Origin of the sequence: Streptomyces melanosporofaciens (genome assembly GCF_900105695.1) — a bacterium.
GTDB lineage: Bacteria > Actinomycetota > Actinomycetes > Streptomycetales > Streptomycetaceae > Streptomyces > Streptomyces antimycoticus.
On record NZ_FNST01000002.1, the window covers coordinates 1506300 to 1525121 of the forward strand.

At 67.7% G+C, this 18822-nt stretch carries 21 protein-coding genes and 2 pseudogenes; 15 read left to right on the plus strand and 8 right to left on the minus strand.

Going from position 1 to position 18822, the window contains the following annotated elements:
* Positions 1-126 precede the first annotated feature (126 nt).
* Positions 127-921: a polysaccharide lyase family 7 protein gene (locus BLV72_RS09420; protein ID WP_093461544.1), complete on the plus strand. Its 795-nt coding sequence runs from the start codon at positions 127-129 to the stop codon at positions 919-921.
* A 43-nt stretch (positions 922-964) separates the two neighbouring features.
* Here the strand turns inward: BLV72_RS09420 and BLV72_RS09425 are convergent, their stop codons facing one another.
* Positions 965-1408 (minus strand): phosphatase domain-containing protein, encoded by a 444-nt coding sequence (locus tag BLV72_RS09425; protein ID WP_093461546.1) that lies wholly within the window; start codon positions 1406-1408, stop codon positions 965-967.
* 195 nt (positions 1409-1603) lie between these two features.
* Between BLV72_RS09425 and BLV72_RS09430 the strand changes: the two genes are divergently transcribed.
* A complete protein-coding gene (locus tag BLV72_RS09430) occupies positions 1604-2044 on the plus strand; it encodes a VOC family protein (RefSeq protein ID WP_093461547.1) in 441 nt (146 codons plus the stop codon).
* 29 nt (positions 2045-2073) lie between these two features.
* Complete coding sequence (locus BLV72_RS09435) at positions 2074-3096, plus strand: alpha/beta fold hydrolase (RefSeq protein ID WP_093461549.1); 1023 nt, start codon at positions 2074-2076, stop codon at positions 3094-3096.
* 416 nt (positions 3097-3512) lie between these two features.
* Here the strand turns inward: BLV72_RS09435 and BLV72_RS47835 are convergent, their stop codons facing one another.
* A complete protein-coding gene (locus tag BLV72_RS47835; RefSeq protein ID WP_167746262.1) occupies positions 3513-3677 on the minus strand; it encodes a hypothetical protein in 165 nt (54 codons plus the stop codon).
* Positions 3678-3774: 97 nt separating this feature from the next.
* On the opposite strand from BLV72_RS47835, the pseudogene BLV72_RS09440 reads away from it, so the two are divergent.
* Positions 3775-4075, plus strand: a pseudogene (locus tag BLV72_RS09440) (SDR family oxidoreductase); the annotation flags it as partial.
* A 39-nt stretch (positions 4076-4114) separates the two neighbouring features.
* Here the strand turns inward: BLV72_RS09440 and ligD are convergent.
* The 3 genes from ligD to BLV72_RS09455 form a co-directional block, all read right to left on the minus strand.
* On the minus strand, positions 4115-5137 hold the full coding sequence (ligD, locus tag BLV72_RS09445) for a non-homologous end-joining DNA ligase (RefSeq protein ID WP_244320707.1): 1023 nt from the start codon (positions 5135-5137) through the stop codon (positions 4115-4117).
* A gap of 97 nt (positions 5138-5234) precedes the next feature.
* The gene (locus BLV72_RS09450; protein ID WP_093461550.1) at positions 5235-5651 is read right to left on the minus strand and encodes a CBS domain-containing protein; all 417 of its coding nucleotides are present in this window, start codon (positions 5649-5651) and stop codon (positions 5235-5237) included.
* 171 nt (positions 5652-5822) lie between these two features.
* Complete coding sequence (locus BLV72_RS09455) at positions 5823-6470, minus strand: HemK2/MTQ2 family protein methyltransferase (RefSeq protein WP_093461552.1); 648 nt, start codon at positions 6468-6470, stop codon at positions 5823-5825.
* Between the two features lie 166 nt (positions 6471-6636).
* On the opposite strand from BLV72_RS09455, the gene BLV72_RS09460 reads away from it, so the two are divergent.
* The 5 genes from BLV72_RS09460 to BLV72_RS09480 all read left to right on the plus strand — a co-directional run bounded on the left by BLV72_RS09460 (position 6637) and on the right by BLV72_RS09480 (position 10188).
* Complete coding sequence (locus tag BLV72_RS09460) at positions 6637-7308, plus strand: hemerythrin domain-containing protein (RefSeq protein ID WP_093461553.1); 672 nt, start codon at positions 6637-6639, stop codon at positions 7306-7308.
* A 42-nt stretch (positions 7309-7350) separates the two neighbouring features.
* Positions 7351-8106, plus strand: coding sequence for a YqjF family protein (locus BLV72_RS09465; RefSeq protein WP_208905597.1), 756 nt, complete (start codon positions 7351-7353; stop codon positions 8104-8106).
* 283 nt (positions 8107-8389) lie between these two features.
* Complete coding sequence (locus BLV72_RS09470; RefSeq protein WP_093461555.1) at positions 8390-8923, plus strand: hypothetical protein; 534 nt, start codon at positions 8390-8392, stop codon at positions 8921-8923.
* Positions 8924-9277: 354 nt separating this feature from the next.
* On the plus strand, positions 9278-9562 hold the full coding sequence (locus tag BLV72_RS09475) for a hypothetical protein (protein WP_093461556.1): 285 nt from the start codon (positions 9278-9280) through the stop codon (positions 9560-9562).
* Between the two features lie 155 nt (positions 9563-9717).
* The gene (locus tag BLV72_RS09480) at positions 9718-10188 is read left to right on the plus strand and encodes a hypothetical protein (RefSeq protein ID WP_244320708.1); all 471 of its coding nucleotides are present in this window, start codon (positions 9718-9720) and stop codon (positions 10186-10188) included.
* A 222-nt stretch (positions 10189-10410) separates the two neighbouring features.
* Here the strand turns inward: BLV72_RS09480 and BLV72_RS09485 are convergent, their stop codons facing one another.
* Positions 10411-10596: a hypothetical protein gene (locus tag BLV72_RS09485; RefSeq protein ID WP_093461558.1), complete on the minus strand. Its 186-nt coding sequence runs from the start codon at positions 10594-10596 to the stop codon at positions 10411-10413.
* A gap of 269 nt (positions 10597-10865) precedes the next feature.
* The gene (locus BLV72_RS09490) at positions 10866-11636 is read right to left on the minus strand and encodes a VOC family protein (RefSeq protein ID WP_093461559.1); all 771 of its coding nucleotides are present in this window, start codon (positions 11634-11636) and stop codon (positions 10866-10868) included.
* Positions 11637-11928: 292 nt separating this feature from the next.
* Between BLV72_RS09490 and BLV72_RS09495 the strand changes: the two genes are divergently transcribed.
* Entirely contained in the window at positions 11929-12486 is a 558-nt protein-coding gene (locus tag BLV72_RS09495; RefSeq protein WP_093470267.1) for a hemerythrin domain-containing protein, read from the plus strand.
* An 82-nt stretch (positions 12487-12568) separates the two neighbouring features.
* Positions 12569-12892: pseudogene (locus BLV72_RS09500) on the plus strand (plasmid stabilization protein); the annotation flags it as partial.
* Positions 12893-13972: 1080 nt separating this feature from the next.
* Here the strand turns inward: BLV72_RS09500 and BLV72_RS51965 are convergent.
* A complete protein-coding gene (locus BLV72_RS51965; protein ID WP_425288361.1) occupies positions 13973-14179 on the minus strand; it encodes a DUF6349 family protein in 207 nt (68 codons plus the stop codon).
* A gap of 275 nt (positions 14180-14454) precedes the next feature.
* Between BLV72_RS51965 and BLV72_RS09510 the strand changes: the two genes are divergently transcribed.
* The 4 genes from BLV72_RS09510 to BLV72_RS09525 all read left to right on the plus strand — a co-directional run bounded on the left by BLV72_RS09510 (position 14455) and on the right by BLV72_RS09525 (position 18533).
* Complete coding sequence (locus BLV72_RS09510; protein WP_093461561.1) at positions 14455-15360, plus strand: SRA domain-containing endonuclease; 906 nt, start codon at positions 14455-14457, stop codon at positions 15358-15360.
* 1026 nt (positions 15361-16386) lie between these two features.
* Positions 16387-17676, plus strand: a complete 1290-nt coding sequence (locus tag BLV72_RS09515; protein ID WP_093461562.1) for a hypothetical protein — start codon at positions 16387-16389, stop codon at positions 17674-17676.
* A 162-nt stretch (positions 17677-17838) separates the two neighbouring features.
* Positions 17839-18090, plus strand: coding sequence for a type II toxin-antitoxin system Phd/YefM family antitoxin (locus BLV72_RS09520; RefSeq protein WP_244320709.1), 252 nt, complete (start codon positions 17839-17841; stop codon positions 18088-18090).
* Positions 18087-18533 carry a PIN domain-containing protein gene (locus BLV72_RS09525; RefSeq protein WP_093461564.1) on the plus strand — a complete coding sequence of 149 codons (447 nt, stop codon included), beginning with the start codon at positions 18087-18089 and terminating at the stop codon, positions 18531-18533. Before BLV72_RS09520 ends, BLV72_RS09525 begins: the two co-directional genes overlap by 4 nt.
* Positions 18534-18822 lie beyond the last annotated feature (289 nt).

Sequence of the window (18822 nt, forward strand, 5' to 3'; positions counted from 1 at the left end):
TTCAGAGGATTGACGCGGACACACCACGACCTTACCTTCTCGACAGGTCTCGTCGTTCACAAAGAAACATCGTCTTCATGTATGTGGACGCGCGGCTACTCCCACCCCCCACGGGAAGGCATTCCCATGCGCATCCGTACGCTGCTCGCCTCGCTGGCGACCGTGACCGCCGTCATCGGTGGCCTGGCCCTCGCGATGCCCGCCGGCGCCACCACCGCGGCCGCTCCCTTCGCCGACCCGTCGAAGGCGCCGGGCGGCAACTTCGACCTGTCGGTGTGGCAACTCCAGGAACCGGTCGGCTCCCCCGGCAAGCCGACGACCATCCCCTCGTCCCGCCTTCAGGGCTCGAACGGATTCCAGGACGACTACTTCTACACCGACAAGCGCGACGGGGCGATGACGTTCTGGGCGCCGGAGAAGGGCGTCACCACGCCGAACTCCAACTACGCCCGCTCCGAACTGCGCGAGATGAACCGCAACGGCGGCGCCGCGGACTGGTCGCTGAGCGGCTCCCACAAGCTGCAGGCGACGCTGCGCGTGGTGTCGGTGACGAAGAACGTCTGCGTCGGGCAGATCCACCTCGGCTCGGGCGGATCCTCCACAAAGCCGCTGGTGGAGCTGTACTACCGCGCCAACGGCGACATCGTCCTCGGAACGGAGAACTCGCCCGAGGGCGGCCAGACGCTGCACAACGTGGGCCATGTGTCGGTCGGCAAGACCTGGAACTACACGATCGGCGTCTCCGGCGGCGACACGATCGACCTGACGGTCAACGGCAGCACGACGCACTACGACATCCCGTCGTCCTTCTTCCAGTACAAGCAGTACTTCAAGGCCGGCTCCTACAACCAGTCGTCCTCCGACAGCACCACGAACGGAGCGCGCGTCGGCTTCTACGGCCTGACCGTCTCCCACAGCTGAGCACCTGAGACCCGGCGGCCGAGGGGCCGCCGGGTCGTCGGCGTCAGCCGCCCGGGAAACGAGCCACCCAGCGCCGTTGCCAAGGGGTCTCGACGGCCCGGTGGTGATGGTGCGCGCGCGTCCAGTCCACAGCGTCCGCGGGCGCCACCCCCGCCATGATGGCCAGGCAGGCGATGACGGTCCCGGTGCGCCCGACGCCGCCTCCGCAGGCGACTTCGACGGGCGTGCCCGCCAGTGCCCGCTGGTGCAGCGCGCGGATCTGCCGCACGGCCAGGTCACGGTCACGCGGCAGCAGGAAATCGGGCCATTCGATCCACGCCCGCTCCCACGCCAGCCCCCCGTCAAGCCGCCGGCGCAGCCGGGTGGACCCCAGATAGAGACCGAAGCCGGGCAGCGGCCCGTCCGGTCGTGGGTGGCGCAGCCCCCGGCCACGGACCCAGGAGCCATCCGGCAGCCGAAGGGCACCCGGCAGTGGTGCGTCACTCATCGGTCCTCCCCCGCTTCCGGCCCGAATACTCAGATCTCTCGAAGTGTCGAAGTACAGCCGCCTTTCGGCAGCGTAGTCCGTGCGGGCGCATATCCGCCTCCCCCGCGGTTACCCAGATGGGACGAGCGGGGCGTGAGCAGAGTGCGGTTCGGTGTGCTCGGTTCCACTCTCCGCTGGGAAGAAAGGGCCACGCCCATGACGACTCCCGGCACTTTGCCCTCACCTGAGCAAGGGCTCGTTCTCACCCATTTCCTGACCGTGCGCGACATCGTGAGATCGAGACGGTTCTACGCCGACATCTTCGGCGGTGAGGTCGTACTGGAGGAGAACCCGGCCATCGTGCAGGTGGCCAACAGCTGGATCATCATGAACCCCGGAGGTGGGCCCACCCCGGACAAGCCCGAGGTGACGCTTGTGCCGCCGGAGGGCGGTAACACCGTGTCCAGTTTCCTGAACGTCCGGGTCGCCGATATCGCCGCCTTCTACGCCGACGCCGTGGCCAAAGGAGCGGAGTTCCTCACGGAGCCCCTCGACCGCAAGGCCGAGCTGCGCTGCTATCTGCGCGACCCCGATGGCTACCTCATCGAGGTCGGCCAGGCCACCGGCATGCTCCGCGGGGTGTTCGCCGACCGTTGACCCACGGCCCCTCTTTAGGCAGGTGAATCATGGGTACCCGAAGAGGAAAGACCAATACGTTCGCCGCACTCGTCGCGGCGCTGGTGACTGTCCTGGTGGTCTCCCTCAGCACGAGTCCTGGAGCATGGGGCGAGAGTCGCGGCCATGGCACCGCGACGGCGCAAGCGCCGTCGCCTTACCCGCAGGCGAAACCGCCCCCCGGCTTTCAGTCCAAGTACGCGGAGGTAAACGGCTTCCGCATGCACTACCTACGAGGCGGCAAAGGCTCACCGGTCGTGCTGATCCACGGATTCCCCCAGTCCTGGGCCGAGTGGCGGGACCAGATGGGACCGCTCGCCAAGCACCACACCGTGATCGCCGTCGACCTCCGCGGCGCCGGCAACTCCGAAGTCACCAAGAGCGGCTACCAGAAGGCGCAGATGGCCCGGGACGTGCATGCGCTGCTGAAGCGGCTGAAGCTGAACGACGGCGTCCAGGTCGTCGGGCACGACGTCGGTCTGTGGGTCAGCTACGCCTACGCGGCCCAGTGGCCGTCGGAGGTTCGCCGCATGGCCGTGATGGAGGCTCCCATCCCGGACGACAGCCTGTACCGCTTCCCGGCTCTGTCGGCCAACCCGGAGACCCCGTCGATGTGGCACTTCGGCCTGTTCCAGTTGCCTCTCGCCGAGCAGCTCATCTCCGGTCACGAGCGCGTCTTCGTCCGCGGCTTCATCGGGGAGCTGCTGGAGAACAAGTCCGCATTCACACCGTCCGACTACGACTTCTACGCCCATTACCTGAAGGAGCCGGGCCGCACGTTGGCCTGGATGCGCATGTACCGCCAGCTCCGCGAGGACGTCCAGCAGAACAAGAAGTTCCTGGCCGAAGGCAGACTGAGGATGCCCATTCTGGCGATCGGCGGCCAGGCATCGTTCGGTGGCAAGATCGCCGACCAATGGCGTGACTACGCCGTGAAAGTCCACGGCCGGGTGGTGAAGGGTTCAGGTCACTGGGTGACCGAGGAGAAGCCGCGGGAAGTGACGGCCATGCTGCAGTCCTTCTTGCGGAAGTAGGACAGTCCGCTGTGGATCACGCACGCGGCCCCCTTGGCCCGCTGGACCTGAGACGTCAGCAGTTCCTTGTCCGCCCACTGCCGCAGTCGGGGATGAGGAGGGAGTCAGTCGGATTGACAACCGCGGCCACGCCGCCGCCGAATCGCACTGGGCAATTCTCCGTCTCGGCCCGCAGCAGAGGTTTCCCCGCGCACTGCGGCGCGCTGCGGGACCAACGGTCCGATGTTGATGTACGGGCCGTCGCCAAGCACGGTTTCGGGGCCCGCGCCCCCGACCACATATGAGGGCGTGGGTGCGCGCATACCTTCGGCATGGTGGGTACTCAGGCGCAAGCCGTTGCTGGATCCCCCGGGGGAAGGCGATGGCCAGGCTCCTCCGGTCCAGGATGCGGGCCGGTCGAGCCGTTTCCTCGGCGGTCAGTCGTCGAGTCCGCCGCTCTCGCGGATCTGCCGGGCGACGGCCCACAGCTTGATGTTGAGCACGCTCGCTGCCAAGGCCATCCTGGAGACCGCCAAGGGCATGGTGGTGCGGCACGCGAGCGTCTCGATCGAGGAGGCTGCCCGCCACCTGCGCGTGTACACGGAGCGGCACCGCAGCCGCCTGACCGACACCGCCCGGGCCCCCACCCACGGCACTCTGGACCTGACGGCCGTCTCGACGCCCTCGGGCCAGGAACTCAGCCCTCATCTGCTCGACTACGCAACGACCAAGGGCGCCAATCGGGACCTTCGCCCAGGACCTCGCGGGGAACCTGGCGGAGCGCGGCATCCGTGTGAACGCCGTGGCCCCTGGCCCCGTGTGGACACCTCTGATCCCCGCCACCTTGCCCGACACCTCGACGTTCGGCGAGCAAAGCCCTCTTCGGCGCCCGGCCCAGCCCGCCGAGATGGCGCCCGCGTATGTCTTCCTTGCCTCACAGCAGGCCAGCTATGTCACCGCCGAGGTTCTCAACGCCACTGGCGGTACACCCCTGGCCTAGCATCGTCCGCCCTGGCACGGTCGTTCCTTCGCTCGGCGTTTACCGGCCGCACGGACGCGACGGCCCCTCGCGCACGACGTCGCGGGCCGACTTGTCCCGCCGCAGCCCCTGGTAGCGGGGGTGGCGCAGGCGCCCGTCGCGGGTCCACTCGGTGAAGGCGATCTCGGCGACCAGTTCGGGCCGAACCCAGTGGGTCCCGGGACCGGTGCCCGGGTTGCCATCAGCGAAGGGGCAGGTGGACGAGCGCAGGCCCTGCAGCTCCCGGGCGAGCGCCTGGAGGGTCTTGGTGTCGAAGCCGGTGCCGACCTTGCCCGCGTAGCGGAGGTCGCCGGCGCTGTAGTAGCCGAGGAGGAGGGCACCGAGATCCGAGCGGGTGCCCTGCGGATCGGTCCATCCGCCGATCACCAGCTCCTGGCCCTGCTCGCACTTGAACTTGAGCCAGTCGGAGGACCGGCCGTGCGTGTACGGGGCGTCCGCGCGCTTGGCGATCAGCCCTTCCCAGCCGTGCTCGCAGGCGTAACGGTAGTAGGTCTCTCCCGCGGTGTTGCGGTGCGCGGTCAGGCGCAGCGGGTCGCGCCAGGTGAGCAGGGAGCGCAGCAGGGCCTTACGGCGGCGCAGTGGCAGCCCGGTGACGTCGGCCCCGGCGATGGACTGGACGTCGAAGAGGTAGTAGTACACATCCACGCCGCTCCGCCTGGCCTGGTCCGGGGAGGCGAGGTGGATGCGTGGCTGGAGGCGGGCGAAGCTGGTGCGGCCCCGGTCGAAGGCGACGACCTCGCCGTCCAGGACGCAGTCGGGTAGCGACTGGGCACCGAGGGCGTCGACGACTTCGGGGTAGGCGGAGGCGGCGGAGCGGCCATTGCGGCTGAGCAGCTCGACGCGGCCCTCCTCGCAGCGGGCGAGACAGCGCTCACCGTCGAGCTTGCGCTCGTAGAGCCAGTGCTCGTCGGAGAACCGCTCGTGCGTGAGGGTCGCGAGCATCGGCTCCAAGTCGCGGCCGTGCGTGACGGGCCCGAGCCGGTGCCGCTCCTCATCCGACAGGCCCCGCAGTGGATCACTCACGTGAGCTGTTCCCCTTCCACTGCCGGCCCGGTTCCGCCCCGCCCGGCTCCGGAGCGTTTCACCGGCCACATTTCTTGCGGCGGGTGTGGCGTGCTGGTCAGTCGCTCGACAGTGCCTCGAGCAGATCCCCGGCTTCAGGGTGCGGCAGGGCTCGGGCGACGTCGGCCACGGCGACCATGCCGACCAGGTCGTGCCCGTCGATGACCGGCAGCCGCCGTACCTTGTGATGGCTCATGGTCGTGAAGATCTCCTCGGCGTCATCGTCGGCGCCGATGGTCACGGCCTCTCCCTGAGCCAGCTCACCGACCTTCGTCCGAGCGGGGTCCTTCCCCTGACCGAGGACCTTCACCACGATGTCGCGGTCGGTCACCACGCCCTTGAGCCGGTTGTCGGCGCCGCAGATCGGCAGCGCACCGACGTGCAGATCGGTGAGCTTGTGCGCCGCGTCCAGGACACTGTCCTCGGCGCTGGCACAGTCGGCCCCCGGCGTCATGATGTCTCGTGCGATGGTCATCGATGTCCCTCCTCACGGTGAGACGTCCCCACCCCGCTCCCGGCGACGCGGGGACGTCACTTTGCGGATCAGCGGCCGAGTGCCCGGACCAGCCCCTCCTCATGCATGCTGGAGCCGCCCGCAGGGCCCCGTGTCGCACCACGGGTAGCTCGCGCTGCGGCCGCACCGCCCTCACCACGCTCGTTCGGCACGGATCACCACCAGCTCTTCCTTCTCCCCGCCCGGCTCGATCAGCCCGCGAGCCTCCAGCCACGCGGCCTGCTCGCGCAGCACCGGCCCGAACGGGATGAGGCGGCGGCCGGTTACGGCCGCCCGCAGGCCCGCTCGTCCCAACCGCTCCACGGTCTTCTCGACGCCGCACAGCGCGGAGTGGACCAGAAGGAGCGCACCCCCGGGGCGCAGGAGCGGCGGCGCGTCCCGGCAGATCTGGTCGAGCAGCGCCCGGCCGTCGACACCGGCGTTCCACGCCACGGCGCGGCCCCGACGGGCAGCCGGGGAGGGGACGTAGGGGGGATTGGCGACAATGAGATCGAAGCGGCGGTCGGCCACCGAAGTCAAAAGATCGCCGCGCATCACGTGGATACGCAGCCCCTCCAGCCGGGAGCGGAGCCACACGGTGGCCACGGCCAAGGGCGAGATGTCGACGGCGGTCACCTGCCCCGCGCCTGACCGGGCGGCGGCGATGGCCAGGGCACCGCTTCCGGTCCCGATGTCCAGGACGACGGTGCCCTCGGTGATGTTCTCCCGGTCCAGCGCCTCGGTCAGCAGCCACGTGTCATGCTGCGGCGCGTACACCCCCGGAGGGGTCATCAGCATCATCCGCCACGATTACCCGAAGACGGCGCCATGGCACACGTCCCGCGGCCCGCAGCGGGATAGGTGGCCCGCTTGATTCTCCGTGCCGGGGGTTACCCGGTCAGCAACCGGCCAACACCGCCACGGACCGGGCGCCACCACTGGCCTTCCGAGCCCGGAGGAGAAGCGCATGACCGAGACCATCAAGGAACAGACCCTCGGGCAGCTGGGCGGGAAAGGCAGTGTCCTGGCGCGGCAGCGGCGCGACCATGCTGAGCTCGACCGGCTGATGGATCACTACGCCCTCGCGGGGGGCGACGAGCGGGAGCGTGTGCTGAAGGAGATCGTCCAGCTTGTCTTCAGCCACGCCTTCGCCGAGGAGACCGTGCTGTGGCCGGTGGTCAGGCGCGGTGTGGCGGACGGAACAGAACTCACCTTCCGCGTGGAGGAGGAACACCAGGAGATCAACGACCTGATCGCCGAGGTCGAACGCCTCTCCCCTGGCGATCCCGTGCGTGAGGAGAAGATCGAGCGCGCCTTCAGCCTGATCCGTCAGGACATCCGCGACGAAGAGGACCTGCTGCTGCCCCGGCTACAGGAGGCGATGAACGCGGCCCGGCTGCGCCGGCTCGGAGCGCTCTGGGAAGCCGCACGTCTGACCGCCCCCACCCACCCGCACCCCGTCATCCCGCGGCGCCCTCCGGGCAACGCCGTCCTGGGCGTGCCACTGAGCGGATACGACAGGTCGCGCGACCTGCTCGGTGGCCCCATCGGTCAGGGTGTCAGGAAGCTGCTGCGCTGGGCCGCGGGACTGCTGCTCGCGGCCTTCACCGCGGCCCGACGGCTGCGCGAGAGGTCATGAGAACGGGGTGTTCCCCTCGCCGTCCGCGCGTTTCCGCAGGCGATGGGCGGGGACCCGCCCTCTGTGGTGGCGTATGGATCGGAGCAGCGGGTTCGGCTTCCCGCGCTGCGGGCCGGCTGGCTGACGCAAACGTTCGTGCACTGGCCCTTCCGTCCGGATCAGGTTCGGACTCTGGTGCCTGAGGGGCTGGTCGTGGAGACGTACGAGGGCGTGGCATGGGTGAGTCTCACGCCCTTTGTCATGGCGCACGTGCGTCCCCCTGTCATACCCGCGGCGGTGCCGGGGGTCCCGACGTTCGCGGAGACCAATCTGCGGACCTACGTCCGGCGTCCGGGCGGGCGGGACGGGCTCTGGTTCCTGTCCATCGAGGTGGCCTGCCCACTGATGGTGGGGGCTCGCGCCGTCGGCGCACCGTACAACCCGGGCAGACTGAGTGTCTCCCGGAAGGGGAATGCCATCTCCTACGTCGGCTCCCGGTGGGGCGGTACGCCGTCGTACCATCTGGCCGTCCGCCCCGGCGAGCCGATGATGCCGGCCGATCGGGACGTATGGCTGACCTCGCGCTGGCGGGCGTACACGCGTCGGCTCGGCGCGCTGTGGGAGACGCCTGTCGAGCACGAGCCCTGGCCGTTGTCCGACGCCACGGTTGACGTGCTCGACGAGACGCTGACCAGCGCGGCGGGCCTTCCCCCTCCCCTCGCCGAGCCCGTGGTGCACTTCTCGCAAGGCGTCAGCCATGTGCGTCTCGGCGTCCCCCGGCCCGTCGGGCCGTTGGCGACCCCGGGGGATACCACCTGAGGGCCCTCGCCTGCCGTCATCGTCCGAGACATGCGGCGGGAGCGCATCTACACCTTCGACACGGTGCGCATCGTCCCGTTCCGCGTGAGCGCCGGGCGGCGCCGGGGCGGGGGCGCCATGAGGGTCCCCTTCCTGACAGGGCTCGCGTCCGCTGCCCAGTACCCCCGCCCCGGCCCCCGCGGCCAGCCCGCCGACCGCGGCATCCGGATGAGCCGCCCGGCAACCGAGTGGAGCCCGCCCCGGTCGGTGGCGCAGGGCGCCGACCCCGGGTACCCGTCGAGGCATGATCAAGCGCGCGCTGTGGCAGGGACTGATCGCCGGCACCGCTGGAGGTCTCGTGATGACACTCGGTGAGAAGATCGAGCAGGCCCTCACCCAACGGCCCGACTCGCACGTGCCCGCCCGGGTCCTCCAGCGCCTGACCGGCCTGCCCGAAGACCCCGAAAAGCAACCCGTGCCGGTGAACTGGGCCATGCACTTCGGCCAGGCCGCTGTGCTCGGCGTGCTGCGTTCCGTCATGGCCCACGTCGGGCTGCGCGGCCCGGTGGCCTCGGCGAAGTTCATGGTCGTGCGCCTCACCAACGACCAGATCCTCGAAAACGCCACCGGCGTCGGCGCCCCGCCCGCCACCTGGCCCCGCGAGGAACTGATCGTGGACGTGCTGCACAAGGCCGTCTACGCCTTCGCCACCGGCGCCATCGCCGACGCCCTCGCCGCACGAGGCGGCCCCGGGCCCGGACAACGCCACGCCGCCCTCCGCCCCGGCCGCCACATCGGCGTCGGCCCCCTGCCCCGCAAGGACGCCTACGGCCGCTGACCCAGCCCCCGGGAGCGGGTCATGGGCGAGCCGACGCTCGGGCGCCCAGCCCGTTCGCACGGCTCGCGGCGTGTGCCGTATGCCAAGTGGCCGCTCGCCCGGCTCATGGGTGTGCCCGTCGTGGTCAGCGCGATGCGTGGTGACCCCTCCGACGCGGCCACCGCCTCGCCTATGACCCGAGCGTGTGCGGCCGGGACCAGAGCGAAGCCCGACCACCGCCGTGCGCGTCCCGTGACCCCGCACGACTCCCACCGCGAGAAAGCGGCATGTCTCGTGCTCGCCTGCCTGCATCACTGGCCGGAGGCTGGGCACACGAGGGCGAGCCCAGGGGGAGTCTTCCGAAGGAGCACCGTCGTGATCAAGAAGCTGCACGATATGGGCCTGCGCAGCGAGCACGTCTACACCGCCGCTGTAGCCTCCATCGCCCTTTCCGTCGGCACCTGGGCCGCTTCCCTCCGAGTCGAGCCCGGCGCCGGAATGGACCGTGCCGACCGGTGGGGCATCTTCGTCGGCGAATGGGCTCCCACGCTCTTCGGCCTCGGCCTGGCCCTCTCTCACTACGAGCAGGACGAAGGCTCTCTCATGGGCAAGGTACACACCGACGGCGAGCGGCAACGCCAGATGACGGGCAGCGCCTAGCACCGCGCCCCCGCATGAGCTGAGGAAGGCGACGCCCGGCTTCGGCTTCCTCAGCGTCGCGGACTGCTTCTTGGTGGGTTCCATGACAGGAGGGACCGCATCGGCCGGTCCGCCCTTGCGGACACGAGACCATCTACGGCAAAAAGGACGCGACTATGCGTACCTGCACATCGCGCAAGAATTCCTCCGACGGAAACGACTCGCTCGCCGTGGCACACGGCACGTTCAACGTCGTGGGCGGCTTGTGGCCGCTTCTGCACCTGCGCAGCTTCGAGTGGGTTTTCGGGCCGAAGACGGATCGGTGGCTGCAGCAGGCAGTCGGCGGCCTGCTGGTCTCCAACGGGGTATCCCAGCTCGTCGGGGCCACCTCGGCCGAGGGACGTACCGTGGCGCGGCGCGTCGGGCTCACGACAGCCCTGACACTGCTGGCCATCGACCTCGTCTACGTGCCCAAGGGGCGCATACGCCCTACCTACCTTCTCGACGCCGCGATGGAGGCGGGCTGGATCACCGCCTGGCTCCATACTCCCTGCCAGAGCCCGGCTGGTAAGGCCCGGACCGGCAGTGGGCGAACCGCGGCCCCGCGGCGCTGGCGACTGCGCGACCATACGGGAGCCCGCCGGTAGGCGGAAGGAAGCTGTGTGCGGCCGATACGTCTCTACCCGGGCCTGATGGCACCGGTCACAGAGCTGCACCACGCGCAACTGCTCGAGCGCCTGAACAGTGACCCCGTGGCCGCCGACTGACCACGAGGGTGGACACGCCTCAGCCGTCCTCGCCCATGGCCTTGCGGACGGTGTCGCGGGTCCGGTCGATCATGGCCGCTACCGATCGGCTATGCCGGGGAGTCATGGCCCGCCGCCCTCATCGTCCTCCCCATGGCTCTCGGACTGGGCATCGGTGTTGGGCGTGAGAGCGTCACCTGCTTCGCCGTGGCCGCGGTCCTCTTCGCCGGTCACATCTGTTTCGGCTTCGGTGATCTCACTCTCGATCTCTTCAGCCGCCGTTCGGGGGCCCTTCTTCTGGCCGCTCACGGAAACCTCCTTCTCTCGTTGACGTTCCGGCGGCGCCCGAAGCGCCCGCCGGGAGGGCGTGAAGACCAACCGGTCAGTCGGTGGAGAGGGCCGCGCTGAGGTCACCCGCCTCCGGATCCGGCAGCCCTCCCATCACCGCAGCTCAGCGGGCACCTCTTCGCATTTCGTCGTCCATGGACCACCTGTCGCGCGGTGGATCCAGGCTGAGTGCCCCCTTGGCAACACGCACAAACCGTCGGCCACGGCGACTCCCTCCGGTCCCGGCGGGCTCACGCAGCGGTCACGAGGAAAAGTCCGCCATCGGGATCGCGCAGCGTTGCCTGGCGGCCGGCGGACAGATCGGTCGGTGCTGTGGCGACGGTGCCTCCGGCAGCGCGCGCCGCCGCCACGGCGGCGTCCACATCGGATACGCGGAAGTGGACGTACCACCGCGGCCGGAGTTGGGGGTCGGGCGCCGCCTCGACGGCCCCACCGCGGAGCGAGGCGACCTTGCACTCCGCCTCGTACACGATCACCTCGTCGTGCTCGTAGCCGACGGAGCACAGACCGCCCTCCGAAGCCCAGCCGAAAACCTCACCGTAGAACAGGGCGGCCGCCAACGCGTCGCGGGTCCGCAACTCCAGCCAGGCCGGCGCCCTGCCCCGGCCGACCGACCAGCCGGGCGGCGTCGCTCCCTCCCAGAACCCGAAGACGGCACCGTCACGGTCGGCGGCCAGCGCGGCACGTCCGATCCCCAAGGACAGCGGACCGACCGCAACGGTGCCTCCGCGCTCGTGGATCCGTGCCGCGATCGCGCCTGCGTCATCGACCGCGAAGAACGGTGTCCAGGAGTGCGCGGCCTGGAGACTGGCCGCCAGCTCTCCAACCCCGGCCACCGGTGATCCATCACTGAGCGCGGTACGGAATTCTTCCCCCAGCGGGGTAGGGCGCCAGACCCACCCCAACGCCGCGCTGTAGAAAGCCTGTGCCTGATGAAGCCTTCGTGCGGCGAGGCTGACCCAGCACGGAGATCCGTGTCGCCCTTGGCCGACCTGCGTCATGGAAGCTCTCTTCCTGTGTTCTGTGTGCCCCGGCCGGCACACGGGCCGGTCGCTCCACCGGGTCAGATGTCCTGCCCGCTCGCCGGCTCTCCCTCGGTCTCGGCCCGATGTCCGGCGGCCCAGTACCCCCGTGCGCCTCTTTCACCCCCCGCAGGTGCCACGCGGTCGGACGGCATGAGAATCCGGGCAGCGGTCCCCACTACAGGCTGGTTATGGGGTGGGAATCGAGGGGAACCCGGGCCGACACCGCAGACACCACAAGCACCATAGGCAGAGAAGGGCTGTGATGGCAGTGGGGCACGGCGGAGACGTCATCAATGAACTGACCACCGACCACCGCGAGGTCGACGCACTTTTCGAAGAAATCCAGGCCGCCACTCCGGGAAATTCCGAGCGAAAGCGACTGCTGGACCAGCTCACCATCGAGCTGGTGCGGCATTCAGTCGCCGAGGAACAGTACCTCTACCCCGCCATCCGTCGTCGCTTGGCAGGAGGCGACGCGATCGCCGACAAGGAGATCGCCGATCATTCCCGGGTCGAGCAGTTGTTGAAGGACTTGGAGGAGCGCGGGGCGGACGCCGCTGACTTCGACGTGCTTGTCACCAAGCTGAAGACAGAGGTCACGAGCCACGTCCGGGATGAGGAGCAGAACCTCTTCGTCCAGCTGCGGCAGGCGTGCGATGCGGATGAGCTGCACGAGCTGGGAGAAAAGATCCGGCACGCGAAGAAGACCGCCCCCACCCGGCCGCACCCCAGCGCCCCGGACACCCCGCCGAGCAACAAGATTCTCGCACCCGGTACGGGCCTGGTGGACCGAGCCCGCGACTTCGTCACCGGACGCGGCAAATAACGGAGACGCTCGTCGCGTAACCGGCCGTTGAGCGCCGGAACCACGTCCATGTACGGGGCCATACGGAAAGAGAGGCGGGACAATGCCCGCAGGATCCAGCTCCGAGCGTGAACGGCAGTACGAACACGTCAAGGAAGGGGCGGAGAGGCGCGGTACGTCGACCGGCCGTGCCAAGGAAATCGCCTCCCGGACGGTGAACAAGGAACGCGCTCGTTCAGGAGAGGCGAAGTCCGCGAGCAAGACGTCGACGCGGGACCGGAAGTCCGCGCCGCAGCGCGGCGGCGAGCGTTCCCACAGCGGCCCCAAGGGCCCGACCCGCGACCAGCTCTACAACGAGGCCAAGCAGCGTGGCATCGCGGGCCGCTCGCACATGACCAAGCAACAGCTGGCCAAGGCGCTCGGCCGCTGCCCACCGGGCCGCCCCCAGCTGGGGCGGTGCCGCGGGCTCAAATCCCACCGCTCAAATCCCACCGCTCCCGCTCGTACGCCCCTCTGCCCTTGCGGAAACGCGGGACAGAGGGGCGTTTCGCGTGTGGACACGTCCCAGTACGTGAGCGTCAAGTCCTGAGGCTGCTTGCCCCGACATGCCCGGGTGAACAGCTCCACCTGGTCAGGAGTGAGGACCAGGGTGCGTCGTGACTTCTTCGTCTTGGGCCCCGGGCCCCGGTACCTGCCGCCCTCGGCTCGACGCTTCCACGCACGTTGTGCGCGGAGCGTGGGCCGCTTGCCCGTAAAAGACCGAACCCTTCACCCTTGACCCAGCCGGGCGGCCATGGCTGTCCGTGACCGTCCATCAGATCGCGGAAGCGTTCGCCGCCGCGTCGTCAAAGCTCTCGCGCTCCCACTTACCGTCGCGGGTGCCGCCGACACGCCAGACGACCCCGTAGGAGATAGGAGATGGTCCCGGCCCTGCTCGTGTGAGTCTTGATGTGCGCCATGAGAAGCAGCGCAAAGGCGCCGTGTGAGGCAACCGTGAGGCGTCGGGGTTCGACCAGACGGCCAAACCCCGACGTATCTGGAGGTCAGGAGGATTTTCCCGAGGTGGGGCGGGTGGGACTCGAACCCACGGCCGACGGATTATGAGTCCTTTACGGATCTTCCGATCCGTCCCCGCTCTTGCCTCGATCTTCCTATAATCGCAGGTCAGGGGCACTTTGCTGTTCTGGCTCCGCCTGGACCTTCCTGATCCTTCCGGGTCCTTCCGTCCCCTGCGTGTCCCCTGGCGGTTCCCCGAGAGTCCTCCCGAGGGAGTCGCTGGGGATGCCTGCCTGAATCGACGCAGGCTGAGCGGTGGGGAAGTCGAGGTCTCGAACTCGCACGCAACGTGCCTTACCGGCGAAGCGGGTTCAAACCCTCTATGCCCGGGAGTGGAGCCTCACGGCCCCTTGCAGGTCAGCCGCTGTTTCCGAGCGTAGCGCGGGTTCCTCCGTTCACTCTGCCTTCGTGCACCCGAGTTCGGAGAGCGGCAGTACTTCGGCAATCGCCGTCACAGGGACAGTCGCCTTGGGAGGCTGTATGGCCAGGTCGTAGTAGCCGCCGCCAGGTGCTGCGCCGGGCTGTGCTGCTTCTCGATTCCCGTGCGGATGGTGCGTATGGGCCCTCCATTGTCGAACCAGCCTTCCGGGTACAGACGTGTGGCGTGAGTGATCCAGCGTCGGCCTCTCCCACCCGCGACTCCAGCCAGGCTGGGCAACCCATGTCCGCCACAGAAGGCGGTGAGGCGGAGCCAGGTTGCCGGTGGCCTGTACGCAGCGAGACGCGCTCAATGCCCTGCGTTCTTTGGGCATTCACCTTCCACCTAGACTCGCAGATCACAAAAAGATAACAATACGGAGCCTCTAGATGAGGTTTAGGCGCAGGATTTGCGGTGATATGCGCAATTCAAGCGCGGCTTTGAGGTGCTTCACACAGAGAAGTCACCACTCCCAGTCAAGGTGATTGAACTAGCCTTTAGGTAGGGGGTGAGCGATGGCCACGGATGAGCTGACGGCAGGCGTCGATGTGACGCGCCGCGAGCTGCACGCGCGATTCGGCGGCACCCCCCAGGGCGGGATCTCACCGTCGACCCGGTCACCAATGGTCATGGTCTTCGTCGCCGAGAGCCCTGGGTCGGAAGGTTTCACGGGGTGGGGGCAAGACGGGATCTTCCACTTCATGGGCGCGGGCATGCATGGTGACCAGGAGATGACACGCGGCAACTTGGCACTGTTGCGCCATCAGGAGCAGGGTCGTGCGGTCCACGTGTTCCAGCGGCTTCAAAAGTCGAGCGCTGAAGGGGCTCCGCTCCACCGCCACTTGGGCCGCTTCGAGGTTGATTCTCAACAGCCGTACTACATTGCGGACGCTCCAGACGCGAGCGGCAGCATGCGAACCGTTATCGTCTTTCGGCTGCGTCCGGTCGGAACCACTGCCCCTGGCGGACCCCGACTGCCGGTCACCCCGGCCAGTGAAACGCGCATCGCCAACGCAGCACCTGAACCACTCGTTGTGGCCGACCGCCGAAGGAGTCAGGAAACCGGAGCAGATGTCATCACTCGCCTGACCGCGGCCTATGCCAGTCACCTGCGCGGCCTCGGGCACGACATCTCCGCTGCGGAAGTAAAGGTGAAGGACGAAACCACCGTTCTCCGGGTCGACCTTCTGGACGCAACTGACAACAGGATCATCGAGGTGAAGCACAACGCCACCCGCCTGGTCGTCCGGGCAGCGATCGGGGCCCTGCTGGATTACCGCCGCTTCTTCAACCCGACCCCCACCCCCACACTGCTCCTGCCGTCGGCGCCGAGGGAGGACCTGCTCGACCTGTGCGCGTCTCTGTGCATCGAGGTCGTATGGCCGAACCCTGAAGGAGGCTTCGTATCGACTCATGACTGACGGCTGAGGCAACAGGCGCACAGGAATGCACCGTCGCCTCAGCCGTCGCTGGTTACCACAGGGGTCCTAGTCGCTGTGAGTAACCGCGCCCTTGTCCAGCAACGAACAGGAGCTACTCCAGTATGTGCGAAAACACCGCCACGACCGAAGTCAGCCACGGACACGACCCGACCGCAGCCCGGATTTACGGTCTCGCGTTGGTGGCCGGAGTCCTGCTGATCCTCTTCGGAGACACCAGTCCCGTCGAGGCCTCGGGGTTCGTTTCCCCGTTCTTGGTCATGTTCGAACAGCGACGATAGCTCGGCGGCGACGGCTGCCCCGCCCAGGGCGGCCGTCGCCCGCATCGGCCGGCTGCGGGCACTCCCTGCGTCGGGAACGAGGCCCAGGCAGCGACGGAGACGGCCTGGGAGAATTCAGCCGCGGCTTCACCTGCTTCACGGCCTACGACACATCTCGGCGCCCCTGTCGCTCCTCGCCAGGAACGACATCACGGTTGCACAAGAGCGCCTCGGCCACTTCTCACGTCAGATCACCTCGGACACGTAATACCAGCGTTTTGCCCAAGCTGATGCACGCCGAGGCTGAGGCCACTCAGTCAGTGGTCCTGCGCGACGTGCCGTCCGAGCGATGACAGCGACTGGAGTCACACGGGAAGTGCGTGGTCTATCGGCGCCCGGCTCCGGCACAACGCCAAGTGGGATGCGGACGACGTGGACCTGAGTTCGACGGTCGAGCCCGGCGGTACACCGTCCCACGGCGCTCCGGACGGAGGGCGACACGCCACTGCTTGACCAGCATCCCGAATTTGTCCTGACGATGCGGGCCCCGAGGGTTTCAAAGTAGCGGCTGACGGAGTGCAACCGGCGCAGAGGCGTCCCGGTCCCTGTGCCCGAGACCAGCAGGTCAGTTGCGGCCAAAGTCGCGGCTGACGCGTCTTGAAGGCTCAGGCCTTCCTCAAACCACAGCCGCACCGCAAGTCTTGCTCCGACAATACAGCCAGGTCACCACTACACCCTGAGGGCGTCGATGATTTTGGACGGCTTGTTCGCAAGCATTGACTCGCGTGTCGAGGTACCCCTGGTCTCGCTCGCGCTCAAGGTCGTCTCCGCGACCGTTCTCGTGGCGATTGTTGTGGAGTTCGCTAGGTTTTCGGCGATCTACTTCTGGAGCTCGACACGTGTGCGCGTGGAACGCCGAGCGCGGGTCAGTGGACTGCTCAAGTCGGCGCGGAAGGTCGGCGCGGATCAAAGATTCCCCGGCTGGAGAGAAGCGGTACCGATGTCGCGACTTGACGTTGCGTCCCATAACCCCGTCCGCGCCTATCATCTCGCCAGGACGCGGCGTCTGGTGCGCCAGGTACCTGCACGCAGATTCAGCGCCATGGCCGCTAGGAGGTCGCGGGTCGCATCGCTTGCCGAGTATCCGATGCGAGCGGCAAGGGCGCTGTGCAATCGGCCGCTCGTCGTCTTGTTTGCGGCATTCCTCGTCTACGAGCATGAACGCCCGGGTCTGCTCCTGAGTGATCTCGGGTCCGCACTCGGCAATCTCCCGCAAGTCGCCGAGCAGAGGACCTGGATTCCCGTCCTGGTCCTCGTAATCGGCCTCGTGGCCGCTACCCGCTCCAGCCCGCTGGTCGACCGGGTCAGGGCCAGGGACGAGGCGGCGAAGGACACGAACCGCCTGCTGACAGAGCTCCTGGCCTATCTGTCCGAGCTCCAGGTAGCCGTGTCCGCGTGTAATGAGAGGCTCTCATCGTACCGCACAAGCTATTTCGACGAGGTCTGCAGGTCGAATCTGACAGGAATCCGGTGGAACCCACCTAGAGGTCTTGAGAAAGAACACCTCATCTGGCCAACAATCCTGGACAAAGAGTTGGCCACCGCGGAGTTCGAGCGGTCGGAGGCTGCTCTTGACGCCACGCATGAGCATCTGAAATCCATACGCGACAAGGGACTTTCATCCGTTGCGTTCAGGATTCTCGCCCCTGTGTCGGCTTCTCTCAGGACATGCGGATTCCACCTCCCCCTCTATTTCGTGGACAAGGACGTCACCTCGGCCACAGCAATTTCCCCTCTGGGCTTTGGGTGGCTGATGCGACGCGCGGAAACCATCCAGAGACCCGTGATGCAGCTCCTCGAAAACCAGGAGGTCTGCCGGGCCGATGCCCTGCTCGTCGAGGAGTCCTACCGACTCGACGACCTCATTCTCAAACGCCATATAAACGAGTTGGAGCTCCGCCGGCTCTGTACGTTTCTGCGCAAGAGGATCCACGGGACCACTCTCACGAGGCTGTTGGGTGGCGCGGGCGCCAAGTAGCCACCTCCACCGAGCGCGCCCGACCCTGCCCACTGGTCGCGTCCGGGGACGTGGTCGGCAGAGACGTGGGTGGAGGCGGCGTCTGCCCACATATCGGGGTGCCATACCGATAAGTAAGGCGCCGCCCTCTTCGCCCGATGATGAAGCCTGTACAGTAGTAACATGTACTACATGGAGACTACCGCCCGCGAGTTCAATCAGAAGTCCTCGCAGATCCTCGCTGCTGCAGCACGGGGCGAGACCGTCGTCGTTACCAAGAACGGCGTCGCCGTCGCGCGCGTCGTCCCGATCACCGACGAGGACATCCCCCCGTACCCCACAGATCCCATGGGACCCATCGACCTGCCGGAGCTCGACCTTCCCGACCTCACCAACGATGAGATCGACGACGTGCTCAGGGGGATGGGTTCGTGAGCCTGATCGCCATCGCCGACACCAACGCCCTCTACCGCCTGCTCGACCCGAAACTCACCGGGCACGAGGAGCACAAGGAGGCACTGGCAGCGATCAGTCACCTCATCGTCTCCCCCATGGTTCTGGCCGAACTGGACTACCTGATCACGGCAAGAGGCGGGCCCCTCAAGGCCCTGACCGCGGCCCGGTTCATCGAACGCAACATGGCCACCCGCCGGTTCGAAGTACCCCCTGTCGCCGAGCACCTGAGCGCCGCGATCGCTGTCGCCGAAGGGTACGCAGACGCCGACGGCGGGAAGGGCATTGGATTGACCGATGCAATGAACGTGGCCCTGGCTGCCTCGTACCGAACCGACGCCGTGTTCACCACGGACCGCCATTTCCGCATGGTCCGACCCCTGACCGGCCACGAGGCCTTCCGACTCTTGCCCGACGACCTGTAAATGCTAGGGCTCACGTCGCCGCGAAGCATGTCGAGATACCTTGCCGAGCTCAGAAAGACCTGACGGGTAAGCCTCTCAGGTGGTTCCACTCGATGCGCTCCCTGCCTCCGCGCCGGAACCGGACGACGCCGGGGCCACCCCCAACAGTGTGACTGCAACATCCGCAAGATCGATATCGCCGCCGACGAGCATCGCCTCCAGCGAGTCCGGTGTGGCTAGTAGTGCGTCGTCCGGCCGATCCCGGCCAATGCCACCCTGGCCGCCACACTCACCGCGATCGCCGATCCAC

Excerpts from the sequence above, each read along its gene's own strand:
- BLV72_RS09435 (WP_093461549.1), top strand. The coding sequence starts at position 2,074 with ATGGGTACCCGAAGAGGAAAGACCAATACGTTCGCCGCACTCGTCGCG.
- BLV72_RS09425 (WP_093461546.1), bottom strand. The coding sequence starts at position 1,408 with ATGAGTGACGCACCACTGCCGGGTGCCCTTCGGCTGCCGGATGGCTCC.
- BLV72_RS09460 (WP_093461553.1), top strand. The coding sequence starts at position 6,637 with ATGACCGAGACCATCAAGGAACAGACCCTCGGGCAGCTGGGCGGGAAA.
- BLV72_RS09430 (WP_093461547.1), top strand. The coding sequence starts at position 1,604 with ATGACGACTCCCGGCACTTTGCCCTCACCTGAGCAAGGGCTCGTTCTC.
- BLV72_RS09490 (WP_093461559.1), bottom strand. The coding sequence starts at position 11,636 with ATGACGCAGGTCGGCCAAGGGCGACACGGATCTCCGTGCTGGGTCAGC.
- BLV72_RS09510 (WP_093461561.1), top strand. The coding sequence starts at position 14,455 with ATGGCCACGGATGAGCTGACGGCAGGCGTCGATGTGACGCGCCGCGAG.
- BLV72_RS09465 (WP_208905597.1), top strand. The coding sequence starts at position 7,351 with ATGGGCGGGGACCCGCCCTCTGTGGTGGCGTATGGATCGGAGCAGCGG.
- BLV72_RS09450 (WP_093461550.1), bottom strand. The coding sequence starts at position 5,651 with ATGACCATCGCACGAGACATCATGACGCCGGGGGCCGACTGTGCCAGC.
- BLV72_RS09515 (WP_093461562.1), top strand. The coding sequence starts at position 16,387 with ATGATTTTGGACGGCTTGTTCGCAAGCATTGACTCGCGTGTCGAGGTA.
- BLV72_RS09455 (WP_093461552.1), bottom strand. The coding sequence starts at position 6,470 with ATGATGCTGATGACCCCTCCGGGGGTGTACGCGCCGCAGCATGACACG.
- BLV72_RS09480 (WP_244320708.1), top strand. The coding sequence starts at position 9,718 with ATGCGTACCTGCACATCGCGCAAGAATTCCTCCGACGGAAACGACTCG.
- BLV72_RS09420 (WP_093461544.1), top strand. The coding sequence starts at position 127 with ATGCGCATCCGTACGCTGCTCGCCTCGCTGGCGACCGTGACCGCCGTC.
- BLV72_RS09520 (WP_244320709.1), top strand. The coding sequence starts at position 17,839 with ATGTACTACATGGAGACTACCGCCCGCGAGTTCAATCAGAAGTCCTCG.
- BLV72_RS09470 (WP_093461555.1), top strand. The coding sequence starts at position 8,390 with ATGATCAAGCGCGCGCTGTGGCAGGGACTGATCGCCGGCACCGCTGGA.